Annotated in this window: 20 protein-coding genes; 9 read left to right on the top strand and 11 right to left on the bottom strand. The window is 62.3% G+C overall.

Annotated elements, in window-relative coordinates; all coding sequences use genetic code 11:
- Both ACXJKO_RS21985 and ACXJKO_RS21990 read right to left on the bottom strand, forming a co-directional pair.
- Positions 1-238: ATP-binding cassette domain-containing protein (locus tag ACXJKO_RS21985; RefSeq protein WP_457093204.1), on the bottom strand; the 238-nt coding region annotated here is incomplete at its 3' end.
- Between the two features lie 4 nt (positions 239-242).
- Positions 243-1,355, bottom strand: coding sequence for an ABC transporter permease (locus ACXJKO_RS21990; RefSeq protein ID WP_457093223.1), 1,113 nt, complete (start codon positions 1,353-1,355; stop codon positions 243-245).
- A 119-nt stretch (positions 1,356-1,474) separates the two neighbouring features.
- Here ACXJKO_RS21990 and dgcA point away from each other — a divergent pair, with 119 nt between their 5' ends.
- The gene (gene dgcA / locus ACXJKO_RS21995) at positions 1,475-2,458 is read left to right on the top strand and encodes an N-acetyl-D-Glu racemase DgcA (protein WP_457093205.1); all 984 of its coding nucleotides are present in this window, start codon (positions 1,475-1,477) and stop codon (positions 2,456-2,458) included.
- On the opposite strand, the gene ACXJKO_RS22000 is transcribed toward dgcA, so the two are convergent.
- From ACXJKO_RS22000 to ACXJKO_RS22010, 3 genes are all read right to left on the bottom strand, one after another.
- Entirely contained in the window at positions 2,428-3,612 is a 1,185-nt protein-coding gene (locus tag ACXJKO_RS22000) for an MFS transporter (RefSeq protein WP_457093206.1), read from the bottom strand. The genes dgcA and ACXJKO_RS22000 overlap by 31 nt on opposite strands.
- 122 nt (positions 3,613-3,734) lie before the next feature.
- Positions 3,735-4,742, bottom strand: a complete 1,008-nt coding sequence (locus ACXJKO_RS22005; protein ID WP_457093207.1) for a glycosyltransferase family 4 protein — start codon at positions 4,740-4,742, stop codon at positions 3,735-3,737.
- Positions 4,742-5,572, bottom strand: a complete 831-nt coding sequence (locus ACXJKO_RS22010; protein WP_457093208.1) for a UDP-2,3-diacylglucosamine diphosphatase — start codon at positions 5,570-5,572, stop codon at positions 4,742-4,744. The genes ACXJKO_RS22005 and ACXJKO_RS22010 overlap by 1 nt, the downstream gene beginning before the upstream one ends.
- Before the next feature lie 196 nt (positions 5,573-5,768).
- On the opposite strand from ACXJKO_RS22010, the gene ACXJKO_RS22015 reads away from it, so the two are divergent.
- Positions 5,769-6,698 carry a DMT family transporter gene (locus tag ACXJKO_RS22015; RefSeq protein ID WP_457093209.1) on the top strand — a complete coding sequence of 310 codons (930 nt, stop codon included), beginning with the start codon at positions 5,769-5,771 and terminating at the stop codon, positions 6,696-6,698.
- 110 nt (positions 6,699-6,808) lie between these two features.
- Positions 6,809-7,426: a helix-turn-helix domain-containing protein gene (locus ACXJKO_RS22020; RefSeq protein WP_457093210.1), complete on the top strand. Its 618-nt coding sequence runs from the start codon at positions 6,809-6,811 to the stop codon at positions 7,424-7,426.
- Between the two features lie 9 nt (positions 7,427-7,435).
- Here the strand turns inward: ACXJKO_RS22020 and ACXJKO_RS22025 are convergent, their stop codons facing one another.
- From ACXJKO_RS22025 to uraH, 6 genes are all read right to left on the bottom strand, one after another.
- Positions 7,436-8,371: a c-type cytochrome gene (locus ACXJKO_RS22025; protein ID WP_457093211.1), complete on the bottom strand. Its 936-nt coding sequence runs from the start codon at positions 8,369-8,371 to the stop codon at positions 7,436-7,438.
- Positions 8,372-8,433: 62 nt separating this feature from the next.
- Entirely contained in the window at positions 8,434-8,868 is a 435-nt protein-coding gene (locus tag ACXJKO_RS22030) for a c-type cytochrome (RefSeq protein ID WP_457093212.1), read from the bottom strand.
- A gap of 138 nt (positions 8,869-9,006) precedes the next feature.
- Positions 9,007-9,327 carry a rhodanese-like domain-containing protein gene (locus tag ACXJKO_RS22035; protein ID WP_457093213.1) on the bottom strand — a complete coding sequence of 107 codons (321 nt, stop codon included), beginning with the start codon at positions 9,325-9,327 and terminating at the stop codon, positions 9,007-9,009.
- 57 nt (positions 9,328-9,384) lie between these two features.
- Positions 9,385-9,831 (bottom strand): peptidoglycan-binding protein LysM, encoded by a 447-nt coding sequence (gene lysM / locus ACXJKO_RS22040; RefSeq protein ID WP_457093214.1) that lies wholly within the window; start codon positions 9,829-9,831, stop codon positions 9,385-9,387.
- 96 nt (positions 9,832-9,927) lie between these two features.
- Complete coding sequence (puuE, locus tag ACXJKO_RS22045; RefSeq protein ID WP_457093215.1) at positions 9,928-11,370, bottom strand: allantoinase PuuE; 1,443 nt, start codon at positions 11,368-11,370, stop codon at positions 9,928-9,930.
- 2 nt (positions 11,371-11,372) lie between these two features.
- Positions 11,373-11,726, bottom strand: a complete 354-nt coding sequence (uraH, locus tag ACXJKO_RS22050) for a hydroxyisourate hydrolase (protein WP_457093216.1) — start codon at positions 11,724-11,726, stop codon at positions 11,373-11,375.
- 199 nt (positions 11,727-11,925) lie between these two features.
- On the opposite strand from uraH, the gene ACXJKO_RS22055 reads away from it, so the two are divergent.
- The 6 genes from ACXJKO_RS22055 to ACXJKO_RS22080 form a co-directional block, all read left to right on the top strand.
- Complete coding sequence (locus ACXJKO_RS22055) at positions 11,926-13,143, top strand: urate hydroxylase PuuD (protein ID WP_457093217.1); 1,218 nt, start codon at positions 11,926-11,928, stop codon at positions 13,141-13,143.
- Positions 13,144-13,183: 40 nt separating this feature from the next.
- A complete protein-coding gene (locus tag ACXJKO_RS22060; protein ID WP_457093218.1) occupies positions 13,184-13,618 on the top strand; it encodes a GlcG/HbpS family heme-binding protein in 435 nt (144 codons plus the stop codon).
- A gap of 175 nt (positions 13,619-13,793) precedes the next feature.
- Entirely contained in the window at positions 13,794-15,380 is a 1,587-nt protein-coding gene (locus tag ACXJKO_RS22065) for a peptide ABC transporter substrate-binding protein (protein ID WP_457093219.1), read from the top strand.
- A gap of 85 nt (positions 15,381-15,465) precedes the next feature.
- The gene (locus ACXJKO_RS22070) at positions 15,466-16,386 is read left to right on the top strand and encodes an ABC transporter permease subunit (RefSeq protein ID WP_457093220.1); all 921 of its coding nucleotides are present in this window, start codon (positions 15,466-15,468) and stop codon (positions 16,384-16,386) included.
- A gap of 8 nt (positions 16,387-16,394) precedes the next feature.
- Positions 16,395-17,537 (top strand): ABC transporter permease subunit, encoded by a 1,143-nt coding sequence (locus tag ACXJKO_RS22075; protein ID WP_457093221.1) that lies wholly within the window; start codon positions 16,395-16,397, stop codon positions 17,535-17,537.
- 1 nt (position 17,538) lies between these two features.
- Positions 17,539-17,795 (top strand): ATP-binding cassette domain-containing protein (locus ACXJKO_RS22080; RefSeq protein WP_457093222.1); only part of this gene is annotated, 257 nt, incomplete at its 3' end.

Below are 17,795 nucleotides of genomic sequence, written 5' to 3' on the forward strand. Positions count from 1 at the left end.
GGTTCTGGCCGAGGACCTCGATGGTGCCCGCGCGCTTGGGGACGAGGCCGAGAATGGCCCGGGTGAGCACCGACTTGCCCTGCCCCGAGGCACCGACGAAGCCGAGGATCTCGCCGCGATAGACGTCGAGATCGAGGCCCTTGAGAATGGTCTTGTCCCCGAAGCCGACCTCGACGCCGCGCACGCTGATGATCACTTCGCGGTCTTTGGTGGGGTCGGGATGGCGTCTTTCGAGCATCGCGTCAGTACCTGATGGCCGCAAAGAACATAGCGAAGAGGCCGTCGAGGACGATGACCATGAAGATGGCCTTCACCACCGAGGAGGTCACGTGACGGCCGAGCGACTCGGCGGAACCTTCCACCGCAAGCCCTTCCAGGGTAGCGATGATGCCGATGATCATGGCCATGAAAGGCGCCTTGATGAGGCCGACCATGAAGGTGTTGAAGCCGATCGAAGCCCTCAGACGGGTCAGGAACACGTCCGGGCTGATGTCGCCGTAGATCCAAGCCGTGACGCCGCCGCCCATCAGCGCGGCGATGGAGGCGATGAAGGCCAGGAGCGGCAGGCCGATGATGAGCGCCAGGATGCGCGGCAGGATCAGCACCTCGATGGGATCGAGCCCCATGACCCGCAGCGCATCGATCTCCTCGCGCATCTTCATGGAACCGATTTCGGCGGTGAAGGCCGAGCCGGAACGGCCCGCCACCATGATGGAGGTGAGGAGCACGCCGAGTTCGCGCATGACCAGGATGCCGATGAGATCGACCACGAAGGGCGTGGCGCCGAATTTGATCAGCTGGAAAATGCCCTGCTGGGCGACGATGGCGCCGACCAGGAACGAGATGAGCACGATGATCGGAACGCCGCGATAGGCGATCTGCTCGAGCTGGTTGATGACCGCCGTGCCCCGGAAACGCCGGGGGTTGAGGATGACCCGGATGAATGCCGCGACCAGCTCCCCCAGGAATGCCACGCCACGCACGAGGTCCTGGCCCGCCTCGGAGACGGTCTTGCCCACATCGACGAGGAAATCCACGAATCGGGATTGCCTGGGCTTGGACTGGTCCTGGAAGCCGCGATAGGCGACCTCGTTGAGGAGGATGTTCTGCTCCGGCGAGGCGTTGACGAAATCGGCCGAGTGGCCGCCTGCCCCCAGCTCGTGCCGGGTGCGGTCGAGAACCCACGCGCCCAAGGTATCGAGCCGCTTTACCCCGCCCAGATCGATGAGCACGTTGCTGCTGTCGGCTTGGGCCGCGATTTCGCCAACCAGCGCTTCGACCCGGCCGGCATGCTCCGCCGTCCAGAGTCCCGCCAGCACGGCGGTGACCTTGTTCCCGGCCCGCTCGATCGTCATCTGCGGCTCTTGAACCAGGGTGCTCTGCGCCACGATCATCCTTCCGGCGTTGATTCCGCTTGGTGATAGCGTGTCGTTACGCCACAAGTCGAGATGAAGTTCAAAGAGAAACCTTCACAATGCGTACACTGACCATCTCCATCGACCGTTTTCCCATCGCAGGAAAGTTCACCATCGCCCGGGGATCGCGCACCGAGGCTGTGGTTGTGACCGCCACCATTACCGAGGGAGCGGCAATCGGCCATGGCGAATGCGTGCCCTACGCCCGCTATGGCGAGACGGTCGAGGGCGTCGCTGCCGCCATCGAGGCGGTGAGGCCGCAGATCGAGGCCGGGCTGACGCGGAAGGCCCTGCAGGGCCTCATGCCGGCGGGAGCCGCCCGTAATGCCGTGGACTGCGCCCTGTGGGATCTCGACGCCAAGCGCTCGGGCATTCGCGCCCATGTGACCGCTGGCCTGACCCGCTGGCCGCCGGTGACGACCGCCTACACGATCAGCCTCGATACGCCCGAGGCCATGGCAGAAGCGGCGACGAAGGCGGCGGCGCGGCCGATCCTCAAGGTGAAGTTCGGGGGGCCTGAGGGTGACATCGAGCGCATCCGCGCCGTGCGGAAGGCGGTTCCGGATGCGACCCTGATCGCCGATGCCAACGAGGGCTGGACGGAGGAGAATATCGAGGCGCATCTCGCCGCCTGCGCGGAGGCGGGCTACGCGCTCGTGGAACAGCCCTTGCCTTCGAAGGCGGACGGTTTTCTTGCTCGGATCGCGCGCCCGGTGCCCATCATGGCCGATGAGAGCGTCCATGACCGTCCGAGCCTCCAGCGGCTCGTCGGGCTCTATGACGTGGTCAACATCAAGCTCGACAAGACGGGCGGCCTCACGGAAGCGCTGGAACTGGCCGACGCGGCAGAGGCGCTCGGCTTCTCGCTCATGATCGGCTGCATGGTCGGCACCTCGCTTGCCATGGCCCCCGCCATGGTGCTGGCACCTCGCTGCCGTTTCGTCGATCTCGACGGCCCGCTCCTATTGGCGCGGGACCGGGAGCCGGGCCTGAAATACGAAGGCAGCCTCGTCTATCCGCCCGAACCGGCCCTGTGGGGCTGAGATCGCAGCATGTGGATCACGATGAGCGTCAGGATGAAGCCCATGGCTCCTAAGGGCGCCATGGCGGCAAAGACGAGACCGCCGGCCTCGCTGTAGATGACGCCACTCGCGATAGTGGATGCAGCCGTCGCGAGCGCGGTCAGGGAGCCGAAGATCCCCTGAGCACGTCCCCGGACGGATTTGGGGGAATGCGCGGACAAAGCCGCCATCGTCCCGATATGCGTCGCGGCGAAGGACAGGCAGTGCATTACCTGAAGCAAGAGCGTCAGTTCCAGCCCCGGATTGAGCGACATTGCCGTAAAGCGGACCACGGCGGCGGCCGAGCCGATCAGGATGAGCCACACGCCTGAGCCGCGCCCGACCGCACGACCGAGGAACAGGAACACGGCGATCTCGGCCATCACGCCGAGCGCCCAGAAATAGCCCACCGCCGCATCGGAGAAGCCGAGCGAGCGCCAGTAGATGCTGCCGAAGGCGTTGAGCGCTCCGTGGCTCCCTTGAGTGAGCGCACCGGCGATCATCAGCACCCACAACACCTTCGGCAGCTTGGACGATGCCGGCTCAGCCTGATCGGTCGAAGCAGCGGCATGCTCGGGCGCTTCGTCGGACACCGCATTCAAGGTAGCCGCCATGGCAAGCAGCGGAATGAGGGTGAGCATGACGATCACGACATTGGGGCCGAAGCCACCCACGAGGTAGCCGGTCGCGATGTTGGTGATGAAAAAAGAGATGGAGCCGCTGCCGCGGATGCGCCCGTAGCTCAGGCCGCTATGGTGCTGCACCGCGTTCGTGGAAACGAGATCATTGCCGGGGATGATGGCGGCCTGTGCAAAGGCCACCAATGCGACGAGCGCGATGATCGCGACATGGTTGTCCAGCAACAGGAAGATGGGAAAGCACAGCAGCTGGCCGAGATGGCTCGCCAGGAGCATGCGCCTTGCTCCGAACGGGCCATCGGCAAGGCTCACGAGCGGCGCCGTGGCAATGATACGCACGATGATCGGGATCGCCACCACGACCCCGATCAGGGACGGCGAGAGACCCTTGCTCTGCAGCCACAGGGGAAAGAACGGCAGATAGACGGCATGGCTCATGAAGCTTGCCGCCTGCAACAGGCATAGCCGCAGCTCGATGGCCTTGGGCGAGGAAATCAAAACGAAGCTTTCTCACATGGCGATGGAATCGCAGCGCACCCTGCTCAATAGCGCCGAGAGGCGGCAGGAGCCAATACCTAGAAGTGCATGGAAGAGGAAAGAGGGTCGAGCGAGGCCCGGGATCACCCAACCGCGTGCGCGGTCTCGATATTGGTGAAGAACTGCCTCGCGCTCTCGCGCCAGGTGAAGGTCTCGGCGTAAGCCCTGCACTTCTCTCGGGAAATGTCGAGCGCTGCCAGGGCCGCCTTCCGCAGGTCGGTGTCGAGAACGCCGCAGCCGGAGGAGCCGATGACATCGAGAGGTCCGGTCACGGGAAAGGCCGCGACGGGGAGCCCAGAGGCAAGAGCTTCCAGCAGCACGATGCCGAAGGTATCGGTCAGACTCGGGAAGACGAAGACATTGGCGGAGGCATAGACCTGCGCCAGATCAGCGCCCGAGCGGGCACCGAGGAAATAGGCCTCCGGGTATTGCCGTTCGAGCTCGGCGCGGGCAGGCCCGTCCCCGACGATCACCTTCGTGCCCGGCAGATCGAGGGAGAGTAAAGCCTCGATGTTCTTCTCCACGGACACGCGGCCGACATAGAGGAAGAGCGGCCTGGGCAGGCCCATGGATTGCTTTCGGCGCGGATGGAACAGGTCCGTATCCACGCCCCGTGTCCAGCGCTGGATGTTCCTGAAGCCCCGCCCGGTGAGTTCACGCTCCAGGGAGGGCGTGCTGACCATCACGGCCTTGGCGTCGCGATGGAAGCGCCTGAGGAACCCGTAGGACCAGGCTTCGGGAACCGGCGCCCGCGCGGCGAGATATTCCGGGAACCGCGTATGATAGCTGGTAGTGAAACCCCTGCTCTCCCGCCGGCAGACATGGCGCGCGGCATGACCGAGGGGGCCTTCGGTCGCGATGTGCACATGGGTGGGATCGACCTTCCCGATCAGCCGCGCCATCTGCCCGGGCATCACCATGGACAGGCGAATTTCCCGATAGCCCGGCATCGGCACCGAGCGAAACTGCTGCGGCGTCAGGAACGTCACCTCGGCTCCGAAAGCGGGTGCCTGTTCGGCCATGTATTCGAGCGAGCGTACGACCCCGTTCACCTGGGGCTTCCAGGCATCGGTCACGATGAGAAGGCGCATTAGGCTACTCGCTGGCCAAGGACATCGCCGGTGACCTCCACCGGGCTCGGTTTGGCCTGAAGCGCCAGCTCCTGCTGGCGAACCTCGCTCCAGCGGATCAACTCGAGCGAGCCGTCCCAGTGCTCGACGACGGCCGTGCAGGATTCCACCCAGTCGCCGGTGTTCACGTAGGCAACCTTGAATGAGTCATGCATGGCGGCATGGTGGATATGGCCGCAGATCACCCCGTCGGCCTGCTGGCGCTCGGCCTCTGCCGCCAGAAGCTCCTCGAACCGGCTGATGAAGTTGACCGCGTTCTTGACCTTCATCTTCGCCCAGGCCGAGAGGGACCAATAGGTTAGGCCCAACCTCCGGCGGATCATGTTGAGATAGGTGTTGATGAAGAGGGCCGCCGTATAGGCCCAGTCTCCCAGAAGCGCGATCCACTTGGCATGCATCATCACGAGGTCGAACTGGTCGCCGTGAATGACGAGGTATCGCTTGCCGTCGGCGGTCTCGTGAATGGCGTGCTCGGCCAGCTCGATGCCGCCGAGATTGATGCCGATATAGTCGCGCAGGAACTCGTCGTGATTGCCGGGCACATAGATGAGGGACGTCCCCTTCCTCACCTTGCGCATCAGCTTCTGGACCACGTCGTTATGGCTCTGCGGCCAGTACCAGCCCGATCTCAGCCGCCAGCCGTCGATGATGTCGCCGACGAGATAGATCGTCTCGGCATCGTAGCGCCTCAGGAATTCGAGCAGCGCGTCGGCCTGGCAGCCCTTGGTGCCGAGATGAAGATCCGACAGAAACAACGTGCGCACACGGACAACATCCAAATCCCTCGGCATCCGGTGTCCTTTCCTCGCGTAGTCGGATTCACCAAAACGGATTCGCGTCTCGTCTCCGTGACAGTTGCTTTGCAATTTTGTGACATACAGCCGAGGTTCCATGCGCTCAGCGCAGACGCGAAAGACGCATAAAGGCTTTCCCTGAACCCGCCATCGTGGTTGTGTGCGGTCCTCTTTTTCCAATGTGAATCGCCTCGTGAAACCGCTTCTGGGGATCTCCCTCAAAATCGTCTCCGCCCTCTTCTTCACGATGATGTCGGCAACCCTGAAGGTCCTGACGGCCCGGTATCCGACCGGGGAGGTCATGTTCTTTCGCGCATCCTTCGCGATGATTCCGCTGTTGCTATGGCTGGGCTGGCGAGGCGATCTCCCGCGCGCGCTGCATACCAAAAACGTCTTCGGACATTTCAAACGCGGCCTCTTCGGCACGGCCTCCATGTTCTTCGGCTTCGCGGCCCTGTTCTACCTGCCGCTCCACGATGCCATCGCCATCGGCTACGCCTCGCCGCTCATGGTCGTCATCCTGGCGGCTATCGTGCTGAAGGAGCAGGTTCGCATCTATCGCTGGTCGGCGGTGGCGATCGGTTTCGTCGGCGTCCTCATCATGCTGTGGCCTTATCTCTCCCTCGGGACGTTCAGCGCGGGCCTGGAGAACGGCCCGACTCTGGGCGCGCTTCTGTGCCTCACCGGAGCCTTCCTCTCGTCGGGCGCCATGATCCAGGTGCGCCGCCTGACCGCGAGCGAGCAGACCGGCGCCATCGTGTTCTACTTCACCATCGTGTCCTCAGGGCTCGCCCTGCTCAGCCTGCCCTTTGGCTGGACCAAGCCGACGGCACCGGACCTCGCCCTCTTCTTGCTCGCGGGCCTGTTCGGCGGCATCGGTCAGATCCTCCTGACCGAATGCTATCGCTGGGCCGACACATCGGTGATCGCGCCGTTCGAATACACGACCATGATCTGGGCCCTGCTGTTCGGCTGGATCGTGTTCAGCGACCTGCCTACCCCCACCGTGGTGACGGGCGCGAGCATCGTCGCGGCAACCGGTCTCTTCATCGCCTGGCGCGAGCACCGGCTGGGCTTGATGCGCAAGCGCGAGCTAGAGGCAGCGCCCCAGAAGGTCGTCTAGATCCGGAAATCCGGACGAGCGGCACCTGGGGTGCTTGACCCGACCTGCCTCTTACCCCACAACCGTTCTGAGAAACGAACGTTCGTTTTGTCGGAACAGAGGCAGCGGGTATGGGCGTCGAAGGCAAAGAGCGGCAGAGAGAACTGGAAACCGGAGCGCAGGTTTTGTCCGGAAACATGGGCAAGACCATCCAGCGGCTGCGCAAGGCCTACAATCTCTCCCTATCCGAGCTTGCCGAGCAATCCGGCGTCGCCAAGTCGATCATCAGCCAGATCGAGCGGAACGAGACCAACCCGACGCTCGCGACCATCTGGCGCCTAAGCCAAGCCCTGGACGTATCCATCGAGCGAGTTCTGGCCTCGGCCGACGAGGAGCCCTTCATCGAGAAGTCCTCGAAGGCCGACACGCCCATCCTTGTCTCCGAGGACGGCAAGATGCGCCTTGCCATCGTCGGCTGGCTCAAGACCATCGAATGGCTGCAATGGTACGACGTGCAGTCCGAGCCAGGCGGCGTGCTCGATTCCGACAGCCACCAGCGCGGCTCGGTCGAGTGCCTGTCGGTTCTGGACGGCGAGTTCGAGGTCGAGGTCGGCGGCGTCACTCAGCAGGCCAAGGCCGGCGAGACCCTGCGCTATCGCTGCGACCGCCCGCACATCGTGCGCTGCATCGGCGATACGCCCGGACGCGCCAGCATGGTCTRCATCCTCAAAGCGGCGGTGATGGACTAAGTCCAGGCTTCAAGGCTTGGGTGCCGCGTAACCCTGCTTGGCCGGCAGGGACAGAATATACTCCGCCATCGCCTGACGGTCGGATTCCGGCAGTTGCGCCGTGTTGCGCACCACTGAGCCCATAGGGCCGCCGACCGTGTCGAAGTTCGGCGTTTCGCCGGTCGTCAGAAGCGTCACGAGATCCCCATCCGTCCAGCCACCGATCCCGCTCGGATGCGGCGTGATGTTGGGAACCGAACCCTTGCCCTCAGGATTAGGCCCGCCCGCGAAGCGGCGATCCTCGATGATGGCCCCCGCGAAATTGCGCTCGCTGTGGCACTCGGCGCAATGGCCGGGGCCGTTCACCAGATAAGCGCCCCGGTTCCATCTCTCGGACTTCGACGGGTCGGGCTTGAAGGGCTTGCCGTTCAGGAAGGCGAGCTTCCAGAGGCCGACGCCGCGACGGATGTTGAAGGGGAACGGCAGTTCATGCGCCGGCGCCCTGCCCTCGACAGCAGGCAGGGTCTGCATGAAAGCGAACATATCCGCCAGATCCTCGCGCCGCATGTGCTGATACGAGGTGTAGGGGAAGGCAGGATAGTAGTTGCGTCCGTCGGGAGACGTCCCCTCCTGCATGGCGCGAATGAAATCCGCCGTGCTCCATGAGCCGATGCCGTCCTGCTTGTGGGAGGAGATGTTCGGAATGTGGAATGTGCCGAAGGGCGAATGCAGGGCAAAGCCGCCGCCGAGACGCAGCTTGTCGTCCTGATTGGGCGTGGCATGGCAGGAGGTGCAACCGCCCGCAAAGAACATGGTACGCCCATTCTCGATATTGGGCGTATGGTTGGCATCGGCCGGCGGTGCCGGCGAACGGATGAGGCGATACGCCGAAGGCGATGTCAGCGCCAGGAAGCCCAAGACACCGATGCCGGCGATGGCAGCCAGCCCCACGATCGCTTTATGCATTGCCGTTCCTGTCGTGAAGCGGGCAGCCGGATCGGCCGCCCGCTCTCATGCCGTTGTCGGATTTAGCTCTTCTTGCGGAAGTCGTTGTGGCAGGTGCCGCAATTCGAAAGAACCTTCGGCATCTCCGTCTTGAAGCTGGCCTCGTCCTTGATCGAGGTCATGGCGGTCTGCGCATCCTGGCCGAACTTGGTCAGCACCGCGTCGAACTTCGCCTTGTTCTCCCAGATGGACGGTAGGGCTTCCGTGTCACCCACGTTCTTGGAGTTCTCAGGGAAGAGCGGAGCCGCCTTCTGCGCATTATCCGAAAACACCTTGAGACCGGCCTGAACCTTTGCGAGGTCGAAAGGCTCCTGGCCGCGCATCATGCCACCGATGGGGCGCGTCTGGGCACCCATCTGCTTCATCAGGTTCTGGCGCTGCTCGACCACATCGCTTTGCGCGATGGCCGCAGTGACACCCAGCGCCGCAAGACTGGCGACAAAAATCATACGCTTCATAAAGTAGTTCCCCATATTATCTTGTAGTGGACGGCTTCTGCCTTGCCGGCCCCGTCAGGGCTGGCATTAGGGCATATCTTCTTAAAATTGAGCACTGTACTTTAGAACAAATCTACGTGAGGAGCCGCGCTTATCCCTCTACTCAACCGGCTCACCCGAAGCCGCCCAATCCTTGAAGCCGCCTTTGTAATGCTCGCGGATATCCTTGCCCGCCCCTTGCGCGAATTCCAGCGCCCTCACCGAGCGAATACCGGCGGCGCAGGAGAACACGATCCGCTTGCCCTCCGGCAAGGAGGCAGGGTCGAACGTGGACAGGGGGTGCGAGACAGCACCGGGAATGTGACCGGCGGCGAACTCGTGAGGCTCGCGCACATCCACTACGAGGATCGAGCCGTCGCCGAGACCCTGCTTGATGTCCTCGCGGTCGAGATCGACGACGTGTGGCGTTGATGCGTTCATGAGCAACTCCTCCCTGAGATGCGAAAGTCATACCGGCTCCTCAGGGAGATGCGCAACTCATGCAAGCGGCGGGATCCGCAGCACCCAGCCGGGCTGGATCATGTCGGGGTCCTTCACCGGCGGCGAGTTCGCCTTGACGATCTCGGTGTACTTGGCGCCCTTGCCCTTGCCGTAATGCTTCTCGGCGATCTCCCAGAGGGTATCGCCCTTCTGCACGGTATACATAGTGGATTGCTCGGCAGGCTGGCTGATCTTCAGCCCGGAGGTATCGACCTCGGCGACGCCATAGGTGTTGCCGAGCGAGAGAATGATCTTCTCCGCCTCTTCCTGGCTCATGGCCTGACCGGAGAGCTTCACCTGATCGCCGTTGACCTCGATCCCGAGCTTGCTCGCATCGAAGCCGTGGCCCTGCACTTCCTGCTGCAGCTTCTCCGGCGTTGCGGCGGCAGCGCTGCCACCGAAAATCTTGGCGCCCGCTTCCTTGATGAACTTGAACAGACCCATGCGCTCCTCCTCTTCCCGCATTGACCCTCATGCGGCCAAGCTGAAACGAAGACGCGCAGTCGCAGGAAACGGTTCCGTTCAGGCCCAAGGGTTCCGTCAAGCCAATGACGAGAACACATCCGCCAGCGACGGCAGGCGATCCTTCAGGCGCAAAAGCGCGATCAGCTCGATCTGCACAACTGCCGTGCCGAACTCTGTTTCAGGATCATGATCGACGCGCTCCTCGAAGGCATCGAGGATTTCCTCCTTCGAGCGGCCTTTGACGGCCATGATGAAGGGGAAGCCGAATTTCTGTTTGTAGATGTCGTTGAGTTCGAGGAAGCGATCTCTTTCAGCTTCTGTCAAACTGTCGAGACCGGCGGAAGATTGTTCGTTGCGGGAATCGCTCGTGAGATCGGCGAGCTTCAGGCGTCCTGCGAGATCGGGATGCGCGCGGATGAGCGCAAGCTTCTGATCGCGCGTCGCTTCTGACAGTACATGGACCATCGCCGCATGAAGACCTTCCGCCGTATCCTGAGCGGTGGTGAGGCCCGCGTCGTATGCGCGCTCTGCGATCCAGGGCGAATGCTCGAAGATGTCGCCATAGAGTTCCACGAAGAGCCTCTTGCTCATCGTGCTGGGCTTGAGGCCTACCGGGCGATGATGGCGCATCCAATGGCGCGCGATATCGATGCGCCGCGCTACCCACACGTCTTCATGCGATGCCACATAATCCAGAAATCGCGCGAGCGCCGCCGCCCGGCCCGGACGCCCGACGATGCGGCAGTGAAGGCCGACGGAGAGCATCTTCGGCGCGGTCTCGCCCTCGGCATAGAGCGTGTCGAAACTGTCTTTCAGATAGGCGAAGAACTGGTCGCCGGAATTGAAGCCTTGAGGCGAAGCGAAACGCATGTCGTTGGCATCGAGCGTATAGGGCACGATGAGTTGAAGATGCTCTCCGTGTTCCTCCCAATAGGGTAGCTCGTCGGCATAGGAATCCGCGCTGTAGAGAAAGCCTCCCTCCTCCGCCACCAGACGGTTGGTGTGTTCCGACGTGCGGCCCGTATACCAGCCGAGCGGACGCTCGCCCGTCGCTTCCGTGTGGATGCGGATCGCTTCTCTCAGATGCGCGCGCTCCTCTTCCGCCGTGAAGTCGCGATAGTCGATCCACTTGAGCCCGTGACTTGCGATCTCCCAGTCAGCTTCCTTCATCGCCGTCACCGCTTCGGGATTGCGCATGAGAGCCGTCGCGACGCCGTATATGGTCACTGGCATGTCGCGCTCGGTGAACATGCGCCACAGCCGCCAGAACCCGGCGCGGGAGCCGTATTCGTAGATCGACTCCATGCTCATGTGCCGCTGGCCGGGCCAGGGTTGCGCACCGACGATCTCGGAGAGAAACGCCTCCGACGCGCGGTCGCCGTGAAGGATGCTGTTCTCTCCGCCTTCCTCGTAATTGATGACGAACTGCACGCAGATCCGCGCCTTGTTCGGCCAGCGCGGATGCGGCGGGTTACGTCCGTAGCCGACGAGATCGCGGGGATAGGAGGTCTCGGTCATCGTCAGCTTCCTCGATAGGTGGAGTAGCTCCAGGGCGAAACGAGGAGCGGGACATGGTAATGCCCATCGGGCTCGGCGATGGAAAAGCGGATCGGCACGACATCCAGGAACGGCGGATTGGCCGTCGTCGCGCCGAGCCCTTTGAAATAGGCGCCGACCTCGAAGACGAGTTCATAAGTGCCAGTGCGGAATGCTTCGCCGATCATGAGCGGCGCATCGGTGCGCCCATCGGCGTTCGTGACCGTGCGCAGGACGGAGCGGCGGCTCTCACCCTCCAGGGCGAAGAGCTCGATGGCGATGCCGCCGGCAGGCTTGCCGTTGACGGTATCCAGAACGTGGGTGGACAGGCGGCCCATGAAACCTCGCGTGACGTGATGGTCCGATAGCCCCTGGAATCTTTAGATCGCGGGCTCTTCCGTCAAGCGCTCCAGGCAGCGAACGGCAATGCGGGCCTTTCCCGGAACGTGCTTCCTGTTGAAAAAGCCTCCAAGCGGGCCTTTCGCAATTGCAGACGCCGCCTTAGGCTAAGGTTTCCTTCACTATTCAAGTGGCTGCATGATCGACCCGCAAATTTCCGAATGGATCAGCCAGATTCTGCGCTGGATTCACGTGATCACGGCAATCGCCTGGATCGGCTCGTCCTTCTATTTCATCCATCTCGACCTCAGCCTGAAGAAGCGGGAAGGCTTGCCCCACGGCGTCGGCGGCGAGGCCTGGCAGGTCCATGGCGGCGGCTTCTACAACATGCGCAAGTATCTCGTTGCTCCGCCGGAACTCCCCAAAGAGCTGACCTGGTTCAAATGGGAGAGCTATTCCACCTGGATCAGCGGCTTCTTCCTCATCGTGTGGGTCTATTACCTTCAGGCCAACCTCTACACCATCGACCCGGCTGTCCGCGCCCTAGAGCCCTGGCAGGCTCCCGTCATCGGCCTCGGCGGCATCGCCCTGAGCTGGCTGGTCTATGAGGGCCTGTGCCGTTCACCGCTCGGCAGGAACGGACTGGTGCTCGGCATCGTGCTGTTTGTCTACATTCTGCTGGCGGCTTTCGTCTTCACGCAGGTCTTCAACGGCCGCGCAGCCTTTCTCCATACGGGCGCGATGATCGCCACCTGGATGTCGGCCAGCGTCTTCTTCGTCATCATCCCGAACCAGAAGAAGGTTGTCGCCACCCTGCTCGCTGGCGGCTCGCCCAACCCGAAACTCGGCAAGGAGGCGAAGCTCCGATCCACGCACAACAACTACCTGACGCTGCCCGTCATCTTCCTGATGCTCTCGAACCATTACCCGCTGGCGTGGTCATCGCGCTATTCGGTGGCGATCATCGGACTCATCCTGATCGCGGGCGCGGTCATCCGGCACTTCTTCAACTCGCAGCATGCGGGCAAGGGATCGCCCTGGTGGACATGGGGAGTCGCGGCCGCCAGCGTGGCGCTCGCGATCTGGCTCTCCATCATCGGCAAGCCGGGCAACGCCAACATGGCCGATGCCTCCGCCCCGGTGGAGGTCGCAGCCTCCTTCGACGAGGCGGTTCTCGCGATCCAGTCGCGCTGCTCCATGTGCCATGCCGCCGAGCCGGTCTGGGAGGGCATCCCCATCGCGCCGAAGGGCGTGCGCCTCGATACACCAGAGGAGATCGCGCGGCATGCGGAGATCATCCGCGTTCAAAGCGTGCTGACCCACGCCATGCCGCCGAACAACATTACCGAAATGACGCTCGACGAGCGCAAGGCCGTCGCCACCTGGCTTGCCGCCAAGGACACCGCGACGCGCTGAGCGCCAATAACCAAATACACCAAACCAACAGGAGGATTCCATGTCTGAGCTCACACTGCAGGCCGCCCAAACCATTGTCGAAACCACCATTAAGACCGCCCGCGAGAAGAACCTGAAGCCGATCTCGGTCGTGGTCTACGACGAGCGCGGCGCTCTCAAGGCCCTTCTCTCGGAGGACGGCACCAGCCTCAAACGCGCTGAGATCGCCATGGGCAAAGCCTATGGCGCCCTAGCGCTCGGCGTAGGGTCTCGCGCCATTCACAAGATGGCGACTGATCGCGCCTATTTCGTCTCCGCCGCGACCCATGTGGTCGGCGGCCAACTCGTGCCCGTGCCCGGCGGTGTGCTGATCAAGGACGCCAAGGGCAAGATCCTCGGAGCGGTCGGCGTCTCGGGCGATACCTCGGACAATGACGAGATCGCCGCCGCCGCCGGCATCGAAGCCACCGGACTGGTGTTCGACGCTGGCGCCTAAGACTTTTCTCCACATCTCAAAGCCTTGCTGGCCCTGGGTTTCATTGTTACACAGGGATAGTACTGGACATAAACAGTTGATTGATCAACAAATAGGACAAGGTTACTGCCACATCGGCTAGGACCGAAAAATTCGTTCAAATACGGAAACGAAAACCAGAAAGGGAACGCATCCGATGTCATCATGGATCAAACGCACGGCGCTTGCCGCTGTCGCCACGGCAGCCCTCATGGGCGCCGCCTCCGCGCAGGTCGTCTATAACCGCGGAAACACTGGCGAGCCCGAGACCCTCGACACCCACAAGACCTCGACGGTTCAGGAATCTCATATCCTGCGCGACCTTCTTGAAGGTCTCGTGGCCTACAATGCCAAGGGCGAAGCCATCCCCGGCCAGGCTACGAAATGGGAACTGAGCGACGACGGCAAGACCTATCGCTTCACCCTGCGTGACGGCATTAAGTGGTCCAACGGCGATCCGATCACAGCCGAGGACTTTGTCTATTCCTACCRCCGCATCATGGATCCGGCCACGGGCGCGAAGTACGCGAACATCCTGTATCCGATTAAGAACGCCGAGAAGATCAACAAGGGTCAGGGCAAGCCCGAAGAGCTGGGCGTGAAGGCTGTCGACCCCAAGACTGTCGAGATCACCCTTGAGTCAGCAACTCCTTACTTCATCGAATTGCTGACCCACCAAACCAGCCTTCCGGTGCACAAGGCATCGGTCGAGAAGTTCGGCAAGGACTTTGTGAAGCCGGGCAACATGGTGTCGAACGGCGCCTACAAGCTCGCTGAGTTCGCGCCTAACTCGCACATCAAGCTCGTGAAGAACGAGAATTACTGGGACGCCAAAAACGTCAAGATCGACGTGGTCAACTTCATTCCGCATCCTGATCTCGCCGCAGCTGTGCGCCGCTAYGAGGCTGGCGAACTCGACAGCATGGACGAGCTCCCGGCCGATCAGATGAAGTCGCTGAAAGAGCGCTTCAAGGATCAGGTCAAGCTCGGCCCGTACCTCGGCACTTGGTTCCTCGTCGTGAACTCCTCCAAGGCTCCGTTCAACGACGTGAAGGTGCGCCAGGCTCTCTCCATGCTCGTCGACCGCGAGTTCATTGCCGAGCAGATATGGGGCCAGACCATGCAGCCTGGCTACTCGTTCATGCCTCCGGGTCTGGGCAATTACGGCGAGCCCGCCTACATGGAATACAAGGATACCTCGCCGATCGACCGCGAAGAGAAGGCCAAGGCTCTCCTGAAGGAAGCCGGTTTCGGCCCCGGCAAGCCGCTGAAGGTTGAGATCCGTTACAACACCACGGACAACAACCGTAACTCAGTGATCGCTGTTTCCGACCAATGGAAGCAGGCCGGCATCGAGACGTCCTTCATCAACACGGACGGTAAGACGCACTTCGCTCACCTGCGCGATGGCGGCGACTTCGACGTGGCTCGCTATGGCTGGATCGCCGACTACTCGGATCCGAATAACTTCCTGTTCCTGCTGAAGAGTGACAACAAGGGCTTCAACTACGGCAAATACAACAACCCGCAGTTCGACAAGCTCCTTGAGCAGGCTGCGACCGAACTCGACCTAAAAAAGCGGGCCGATATCTTTAAGCAGGCCGAGGCAATCCTCATGAAGGACATGCCGTGGATCCCGATCATGTACTACGGCAAGAGCAACCTGGTCTCGCCGAAGATCCAAGGCTATGTGCTGAACACTCGCGGCGTCTATCCGTCGCGCTTCCTCTCGAAGACGCAGTAAAATAAATAGCCGGACAGGGGCGGCCTGATCTTCAGGCCGCCCTATTCTTTTATCCGTTATCGCGTTTCAACGGGAGGAGCTTGCCGTGCTCTCCTTTATCCTGCGCCGTCTTCTTTCGGCCGTCCCGACGCTGTTCATCATCGTCACGATCTCGTTCTTTCTCATTCGCCTCGCCCCAGGCGGCCCGTTCGACCTGGAACGTCCGCTCGAAGCGAAGGTGATGGAGAACCTCAACAAGATCTATCAGCTCGATAAGCCGCTCATCGAGCAATACTGGCTATATCTCGGCGCCGTCATGCGCGGCGATTTCGGCCCCTCTTTCATCCTGCGCGACTTCACGGTCAGCGAACTCTTCGCTCACGGCCTACCGATCTCGATGACGCTGGGTGCCCTGGCCCTCTCCTTCGCCGTTATCGTCGGCGGCACGCTCGGCGCCATCGCCGCGTTCCGCCAGAACAGCACCATCGATTACATGGTGACCGGCATGGGCGCTCTCGGCCTAACGATCCCGAACTTCGTCGTGGCGCCGGTCTTCCAGATCATCTTCGGCCTCACCCTCGCTTGGCTGCCCGTGGCGGGTTGGGCGAACGGAAGCTTGCGCAACCTCGTCATGCCCGTGCTGGTGCTGGCTCTCCCGCAGATCGCAGTGGTATCGCGCATGACCCGCGCGGCGATGATCGAGAACCTGCGCTCCAACCATATTCGAACCCTGCGTTCGCTCGGCCTGCCGACCCGCATCGTCGTCGTCCACGCCCTGCGCGGCGCGGCGCTGCCGGTCGTCTCCTATCTCGGGCCGGCTGCTGCGGCCCTGCTCACCGGCTCCGTGGTGGTCGAGACCATCTTCGGCCTGCCGGGCATCGGACGCTACTTCGTCGAAGGCGCTCTCAACCGCGACTATACCCTCGTCATGGGCACCGTCGTCGTGGTCGCCGTCTTCGTTCTGCTCTTCAACCTCGTGGTCGATATTCTCTACGCTCTTATCGATCCGCGCATTCGTTACGATTGAGGTGGATCATGGCTGAAGGCGCTGTTCTTCCTATCGAAACCATGTCCGGTCCCGTCACCGGGCGTTCCCTCTGGGCCGAGGCCCGCGGGCGCCTCGTACGCAACCGGGCTGCGATCACCAGCATCGTCGTGCTGAGCCTGGTCGCCCTTGCGTGCATCTTCGGGCCCTTCTTCACCGGCCACCCCTTCGACCGGGTCTATCCCGATTACGTGAAGGTGCCGGCGAGCATGGAGGCCTATCCCAAGGCCGACCAGATCGAGCCGCACCTTGAGCGCATCGGCTCGCGGGTGCGGGCCAAGGCCGAGAACTTGAGCATCGACAAAGGCGTCGTGCATCTCACGCTCGTGAGCACCAGCACCCGCCCCATCGATGAGCGCCTGCTCGCCTATTTCGAGCGCTCCGATCTCTTCGGCACCGCCAAGGTGGTGGAGCGCCAGGATGAAGGCCGCAAGCTCATCGTCGATGTGCCGGTGCGCCAGCAATATTTCTTCTTCGGCACGGACACGAACGGGCGCGATCTTCTGACCCGCACCATGAAGGCGGGGCAGATCTCGCTGGCCATCGGCCTGCTCGCCACCCTCGTCGCCATTCTCATCGGTGTGATCTACGGCGCGACATCGGGCTATCTCGGCGGGCGCGTCGATCTCGTGATGATGCGCATCGTCGATATCCTTTACTCCCTGCCTTTCATCTTCTTCGTGATCATGCTGGTCGTGTTCTTCGGCCGCAACTTCATCCTGATGTTCATCGCGGTCGGCGCGGTGGAATGGCTCGACATGGCCCGCATCGTGCGCGGCCAGACGCTCTCCATCAAACGCCAGGAATACGTGCAGGCTGCGGAAGCGCTCGGCGTCGAGACGAAGGGCATCATCCGCCGTCACGTGATCCCGAACACGCTGGGACCGGTCGTCGTCTACATGACGCTGCTCGTGCCCAAGGTCATCCTGCTGGAGAGCTTCCTCTCCTTCCTAGGCCTCGGCGTTCAGGAGCCGAACACCAGCCTCGGCGTGCTCATTTCCGAGGGCGCCAAGAACATCCAGGGTGCCACCTGGATGCTGATCTATCCGTCCCTTACGCTTGTCGCGATCCTGTTCTGCCTCAACTTCATCGGCGACGGCTTGCGCGATGCTCTCGACCCGAAGGATCGCTGACATGGTCGAACCTGTTCTTTCCGTCCGCAACCTTCACGTCCGCTTCCGCACCGGCGACGGCATTCTCCATGCCGTGAAGGGCATCGACCTCGACATCCCGCCCGGCGAAACCGTCGCCATCGTGGGCGAGTCCGGCTCCGGCAAGAGCCAGACCATGATGTCCGTCATGGGCCTTCTCGCTTCGAACGGCTGGGCCGAAGGCTCGGTGAAGTATCGCGGCCAGGAGCTTGTCGGCCTCTCGCCCGACAAGCTCAATGC

The organism is Microvirga sp. P5_D2, assembly GCF_054049475.1.